Origin of the sequence: Methylobacterium sp. B1 (assembly GCF_000333255.1) — a bacterium.
GTDB lineage: Bacteria > Pseudomonadota > Alphaproteobacteria > Rhizobiales > Beijerinckiaceae > Methylobacterium > Methylobacterium fujisawaense.
Genome location: NZ_BACT01000488.1, coordinates 1 through 6019 on the forward strand (window position 1 = coordinate 1; position 6019 = coordinate 6019).

General features: G+C 73.3%; 7 protein-coding genes. 1 reads left to right on the forward strand and 6 read right to left on the reverse strand.

The annotated features are described in order from the left end of the window. The 3 genes from I53_RS14210 to I53_RS14220 all read right to left on the reverse strand — a co-directional run. A partial coding sequence (locus I53_RS14210) for a hypothetical protein (RefSeq protein ID WP_251982317.1) occupies positions 1 to 585 on the reverse strand: 585 nt, incomplete at its 3' end. 121 nt (positions 586 to 706) lie between these two features. Then, positions 707 to 1570 carry a universal stress protein gene (locus I53_RS14215; protein ID WP_043351769.1) on the reverse strand — a complete coding sequence of 288 codons (864 nt, stop codon included), beginning with the start codon at positions 1568 to 1570 and terminating at the stop codon, positions 707 to 709. Between the two features lie 27 nt (positions 1571 to 1597). After that, positions 1598 to 2791 carry an acyltransferase gene (locus I53_RS14220; RefSeq protein WP_051044816.1) on the reverse strand — a complete coding sequence of 398 codons (1194 nt, stop codon included), beginning with the start codon at positions 2789 to 2791 and terminating at the stop codon, positions 1598 to 1600. 256 nt (positions 2792 to 3047) lie between these two features. On the opposite strand from I53_RS14220, the gene I53_RS14225 reads away from it, so the two are divergent. Continuing rightward, positions 3048 to 3749, forward strand: coding sequence for a DUF4142 domain-containing protein (locus I53_RS14225; protein ID WP_043351770.1), 702 nt, complete (start codon positions 3048 to 3050; stop codon positions 3747 to 3749). Positions 3750 to 4061: 312 nt separating this feature from the next. Here the strand turns inward: I53_RS14225 and I53_RS14230 are convergent, their stop codons facing one another. The 3 genes from I53_RS14230 to I53_RS14240 form a co-directional block, all read right to left on the reverse strand. After that, the gene (locus I53_RS14230; protein ID WP_043351772.1) at positions 4062 to 4727 is read right to left on the reverse strand and encodes a carbonic anhydrase; all 666 of its coding nucleotides are present in this window, start codon (positions 4725 to 4727) and stop codon (positions 4062 to 4064) included. A 45-nt stretch (positions 4728 to 4772) separates the two neighbouring features. Further along, positions 4773 to 5288, reverse strand: coding sequence for an NUDIX hydrolase (locus tag I53_RS14235; RefSeq protein ID WP_043351773.1), 516 nt, complete (start codon positions 5286 to 5288; stop codon positions 4773 to 4775). A 116-nt stretch (positions 5289 to 5404) separates the two neighbouring features. Then, a partial coding sequence (locus I53_RS14240) for a DUF429 domain-containing protein (protein WP_043351774.1) occupies positions 5405 to 6019 on the reverse strand: 615 nt, incomplete at its 5' end.

Consider the following 6019-nt stretch of genomic DNA (forward strand, 5'->3'; position numbering starts at 1 on the left):
CCGGCCGACGCCCTGGCGGCCGACCGCGATCGTGCCGGCCACGAGGCCGCCCTCCGGGTGGGAGCGGGCGAAGATCGTCACGGCGGCGCCGGGCTGGAGCATGGCTTTCTCGCCCGGGGCGAACTGCGTCACCGGCGCACCGTCCGGGATCGCGAAGGACGCCTGCCCGTCCTTGTAGGCGAGCGTCACGCGCATCGGCGGCCCCCTCTGCAGGTCGGCGACCCAGCCGGCCGTCAGGCTCGCGCCCTGCGCCGTGTCCCAGGGCTGGCTGCCCGCCTCGAAGCCGCGCTCGGAGGGCGAGTACAGGGTCACCGCGGTCGCCTGCCGCGGCTCGGGGCCGGCCTCGCCGATGACGCTGACGTAGCTCTCGGGTTTGATGTTGCGGAGGCTCGCGGCATTGACCGCGTAGATCCGGGTGCGCGGGACCATCCGCACGGTGAGGGTGCCGCCGCTGGCGCGGCGGATCTCCAGGCGCTCCGAGTCGGCCCGAACCACCGTGCCGCGGAACCGGACCGTCGTCGGCTCCGCCCGGGCGGCGCCGACGGCTGAGATCGCCAGAAGGCCGGCGAGGAAGAGGCGTCTCACGGGGCTCGTCACGGGACTCCTTTCGCGGCGTCGCACCATCCGGACGCGGGAGCCGAACGCCACGGGCCGGCGCCGGTTCCCGGCGCGGTCCCGGTTGCCGCCGGCCCGGTCCGCGCAGCGGTCAATGGGCCATCAGCACCGGCATGTCGGCATGCGCCAGGACATGGCTGGTGACGCCGCCGAAGATCATCTGGCGCAGGCGGCTCTGGGTGTAGGCGCCCTTGATCAGCAGGTCGCAACCGAAGGCCTTGGACTCCGCCAGGAAGGTCTCGCCGGGCACCCGCCGGCCGGCCGGCAGCGCCCGGTGCGACGCGTCCACGCCCTCGCAGGCCAGCGCCTGGGCGAGATCCTGGGCGGTCGGGCCCGGCACCATGCCGCCCTCGACGCTGAGCACCAGCACCCGCTCGGCCCGCCGCAGGAACGGCATCGCGAAGGCCACCGCCCGGGCGGTCTCGGTGGAGCCGTTCCAGGCGATGACCACCGCGTCGCCGAGGCTCGCCGGGGCGCTGGGCGGGGCCAGCAGGATCGGCCGGCCGCTCTCGAACAGGGCCGTCTCGAAGGTGGTCATGCGCGGGGCATTGTCGGTCGTGCCCGGACGCCCGACCACGGTGGCCGAGAAGAGCCGTGCATACTGGCCGAGGAACGCGTCGCCGGTGGGGACGTCCTGCCGCCAGCGGTAGCGCGGGCCGGCATCCGGCACGCGATCCGGAATGCACAGGCCGTCGCGGGCATGCCGCGGGATGCCGGCACCGTCCATGAAGGCGATGAAACGGCTGCCCGCCTCTTCGGCCTCGGCCCGGTCGGCCTCCTCGTCGCGCAGCCACGTCATGCCGCCGACCATGTCGACGGGGACGTACTCGGCGAGGGCCGGGCGCAGGGACACGCCCTCGATCAGGCTGCCGAAGCGCGTCGCCGCCAGCCGGGTGGTCTCGAAGACGGAGGGCAGGGCGTCGTGCATCGCGACGGGTACGAGCAGGGTCTTCATGGTGGCAATCTCCCCGGTTCCGAGAGGCTAATCCGCCCGGCCGCCCGGTGGAACCGGGGCCAGCGCGGCGCGCACACGGTTTTGCGGCCCGCGCGGATCGAGGCGCGCCCGCAGGATCCGGGTCAGCGGCGCCTCGACGAGGCGGTGGACCACGAGCGCGGCCGCCACGCTGCCGGCGAGCATCAGGACCATGCTGCCCCAGGGCTGCACGGCCGGCGCCAGCCCGAGCCGGAGCAGCCCCTCGCGCACGAGGCGCAGCGCGAAGGGATGCACGAGATAAAGGGCGTAGGAGGCGTCGCCCAGCCCGACGAGCCCGCGCACCGGGACGGGAAGGCGCGCGACCTGGGCGGCATCGCGAGTCGGTCCGAGGGCGGCCGCCACCAGCAGGGCGGCCGGGCCGCCGACGAGGAGGGGCCGCAGAAATCCGTCGGCCCCGCCTTGGCCGGCGAGCACGCGCGCGGCCAGGACGAGCCCGACGCCGCCCAGAACCGTGAGACCGACCCGCAGGGGCAGGCCCGGCCGGAAACCCGCGCGGTAGGCGAGGGCGAGACCGGCGCCGGCGACGAATTCGAGCACGATCGGATCCGTCCAGAAGCGGAGCGGCACCGGAAGACCGGGCACGAGGGCTCCGACAGCCACGAGGAGCACAAGGCCCCCGCACAGCCAGGCGACGGCGCCGCGCCGGCCGAAGCCGAGCCCTGCCGCGAAGACTGCGTAGAAGAAGGCCTCGTAGTTCAGGGTCCAGCCGAGGCCATAGAGCGGTTGGACGGTGCCGTCGGGCCGGGCCACCGGCCAGAACAGGAAGCTCGCCACGAGGGCTGCGGGATCGCCGAGGAGGGCCGCCGCGTCGCCGAGCAGATCCGGCCGGGCCAGCGCGAGGGCGAGGAAGACGAGGCTCACCAGCCAGTAGAGCGGGACCACCCGGGCGATCCGATGGGCGAGGAAGCGGGCCCGCCCGCCCGGCCTGCCGGCCAGCCGGATCCCGGTATGGACGATGACGAATCCGGAGATCACGAAGAACAGATCGACCCCGCCCCACCAGGGCACGAGCGTTTCCGGGGCGGGCGCCTGGCCGAAGCCGCGCTCCGCCAGCAGCCCCGCCTCGTGCCGCGCATGATGCCAGACGACCATCAGGGCGGCCCCGGCGCGCAGGACCTGGAGCAGGACGAAGATCACCGGGCGACCATGCCTCGCCCCGCGCCCCGCCAGCAGGGCGCGCATGCGGCTCCGCCGCGGCTGCAGCCGAGGTCGGAGGAGGGCCGGACGGCGATCGGTCCGGCGGCCGAGTCTGCGGACCGGCGGCTCACCCCGCGGACCGCCGCCCTTCGGCCACCGCCCCATCCGGGGCGAAAACGGCAGGAACCATAAGCCCATAACCTCGTTGACCGACCAATTCGCGAACCCGCCTGCGCCCGATCCTTCGTGCTGCGCATGCGACCTGCCAGAGTTCGCGTATCCATTTCGAACAGAGGTCCCGATGCTGAAGAACTATGCTGCCGCGTCCGCGCTTGTCCTGGCGCTGTCGACCCCGGCCCTGGCTCAGAGCGCCAAAGACTTCCGCCTCCAGTCGATGCAGGCGAACGCCTTCGAAATCCAGTCCTCGCAGATCGCCCTGTCCAAGTCGCGCATCCCGAAGGTCCGCTCCTACGCCCAGGAGGTCCTCCGCGACCACCGGGCCGCCAACGTCGCCCTGGCGGGCGGCCAGATGAACGGCGTGGCCGGCGATCCGGGCGTCGGCGGCCTGATCACGGCGCCGATCGCGGTGGCGGGCAGCGCCGTGGGCGCCGGCGTCGGCGCGGCGACCGGCGTGGTCGGCGGCACCCTCGCGGGCGGACCGGTCGGCGGCCTCGAGGGCGCCGGCGCCGGTGCGGCGCGCGGCGCCGCCGCGGGCGGTCAGATCGGGCGCGGCGACATGATGGCCACGGGCGCCTCGACGATGGTGGCGCCGAGCCCCGAGCAGCAGGCGATGCTGGCCGAGCTGTCGTCGACCCCGGCCGGCCCGCGCTTCGACCGCCTCTACGCCAGCCAGCAGCTCCAGGCGCATCAGATGACCATCGCGATGACGCAGGCCTACGCCCAGGGCGGCCCGAACCCGGCCCTGCGCAACTACGCCCAGCAGGCCCTTCCGGCCCTGCAGATGCACTACAACCAGGCTCAGCGCCTCCCCGGCGCGATGTAAGGGTCATCGTCAGGGACGGCCCGGCTTCCGCCGGGCCAGACCTCCGGCGGCGGGTGCGAGCCCGCCGCCGTTTTCATGTCCGGCCCCTCCGCCCCGGCCACCGGCGAACCCGCGGGCGCGCCGCGATCACGGGCCGGCACGTTGCGCCATCCGTTTGCGCCACGGACGGTCTGCGCAGAGGCACTGCCGAGATCCGCGCGCCGACCGGAGCCCCAAACGAAAACGGCCGGTGCGCGATGCGCAGCCGGCCGTTCCCACAAAGTTACCGATCGGAGCCGGTCAGCCGACCCCGCTCTTCGGTGCCCGTCGCGCTCAATCGCACGCGATGGCGGCGACCGAGCGAACGGTCTGGCCCGTCGTGTCGATCGGCGGCTTGAACACGCCCGTCTCCGGGTCGCGCACCAGCAGGGAGCCGCTCGCCACGCCGAAATGCGCGCCGTGGATCTCCAGACGGCCGTCGTCGACCCGCTCCTTCACGAACGGGAAGGTCAGCAGGTTCTCCATGCTCTGGACGACCACCGCATGCTCCAGCTTGGTCAGGTAGTCCGGCGCGCCGGGATCGCCGGCCTTGTCTTCGGCCTGACCCACGAGCGAGACCCATTTGCCGATGAAGTCGCCGGGAGAGAGCGGCTTGGCCTTGTTGGCGTAGGCCTTGATGCCGCCGCAGGTGGCGTGGCCGAGAATGACGATGTGCTTCACCTCCAGAGCCTGGACGGCGAATTCCAGCGCCGCCGAGGTGCCGTGGTACTGACCGTCCGGCTGGTAGACCGGCACGAGGTTCGCGACGTTGCGGATCGTGAACAGCTCGCCCGGCCCGGCATTGAAGATCGCGCTGGGCGACACCCGGCTGTCACAGCAGCTGATGACCAGGATCTCCGGGTTCTGCGTGGAGGCGAGCTGCGCGAAGCGCCGGCGCTCGGTCGGGAAGCGGTCGAGGAGGAAGGACCGGTAGCCTTCGGTCAGGTAGACGGGGAACATAAAGGCGTCTCCAGTTAGACAATCCCGCGACGGCAGGAAGTGAACTCAAAGTTCTCGCCAGGCAAGAACGCGTGGGTGGGCCGGAATAGTCCCGTTCGCGAGGTCCGCGGCGAGATCGGCGAGACCGGCCGGCTCGAAGTGCTCGCCGCTGGCGCGCAATTCGTCGATCGGCCACCAGCGTGTCCCGATCAGCGGGTTGTCCTCGGTCTCGGCGAGGCGGCTCGTATCGACCCGGTCGTCGGGCAGGCGGACGAGGAAGTAGCGCTCGCGGGCGTCCCGCGCCTGCCGGAACAGGTGGAACGGGCCGTCGCAGGCGGCGACCTGCGGGCCGATGGCGACATCGCCGCGGCCGATCTCCTCCTCGAGCTCCCGGCGACAGGCGGTGACGTGGTCCTCGCCGGGCTCCAGGCCGCCCCCCGGCATGAACCAGAACCGCAGGGGCGCGCCGTCCGGCCCTTTGGCATGGACCGACGTGTAGGCGATGAGCAGGATCCGATCCTGCGGATCGAGCACGATCGCGCGGGCGATGTGGCGGACGGGCAGGGGGTTCGCGGCGCTCATGCAGCGAGAGCTAGAGCGGGCGCGGTGAACGGACACCGCCTGTGCGCGAGGCTGCGTGCAAAACAGCACGTTGGGTCGAGCACGGCGCCGGTTGCGATCCTTGGGCGGACGGCCGCTCAGGACGGCGCGCGCAAGGCCGGGGCCCAGATCACCACGGGAAGCCCGAACGCGTCCCGCTCCGGCGGATCCGGCAGCGGCACGGCGCATCCGAGGCGGATGTCGCGGGCGACCACCAGGGCGGCCAGCGCATCCAGATGGTCGTCCTCCGGAACGCCCTTCGCCCGGGCCTCGATCAGCGCGGCCGGCAGCCCCGCCGCCGCGAGGAGCGCCCGGCGCAGGTCGAGCCCCTCCCGGGCGCGCCGACCCTTCTTGGGCAGGCCGAGCGGCCGGCCGCCGTTGAGGGCGTGGAAGGCCACCTCGGGATGGACCTCGTGGACCCGCGCCCGCACCTCCGGCCGCTCCCGCAGGAGCGTGTCGACCGCGCGGACGGCGCGGAAGATGTTGTAACCCTGGATCGAGGGCGCGAAGGGCGGGTCGCTCGCCTCGCGCGAGGCGGCCTTCGCGGCTTCATAGTCGGGGGCGTAGACCGCGCTCCGCGGCGGCATCGGAAACACCGATGCCCGCGCCGGCCCGAGCCGGGCGCGGGCCGCCCGGTCGGCGGCACGTCCGCCGCCGATGATTCGGTCCGGCAGGCCGATCGGCACGTCGATCCCGACGATGCAGGCCGCTCC

Coding starts and splice junctions, on each gene's coding strand:
- I53_RS14220 (WP_051044816.1), bottom strand. CDS start 2,791: ATGCGCGCCCTGCTGGCGGGGCGCGGGGCGAGGCATGGTCGCCCGGTG.
- I53_RS14215 (WP_043351769.1), bottom strand. CDS start 1,570: ATGAAGACCCTGCTCGTACCCGTCGCGATGCACGACGCCCTGCCCTCC.
- I53_RS14230 (WP_043351772.1), bottom strand. CDS start 4,727: ATGTTCCCCGTCTACCTGACCGAAGGCTACCGGTCCTTCCTCCTCGAC.
- I53_RS14235 (WP_043351773.1), bottom strand. CDS start 5,288: ATGAGCGCCGCGAACCCCCTGCCCGTCCGCCACATCGCCCGCGCGATC.
- I53_RS14225 (WP_043351770.1), top strand. CDS start 3,048: ATGCTGAAGAACTATGCTGCCGCGTCCGCGCTTGTCCTGGCGCTGTCG.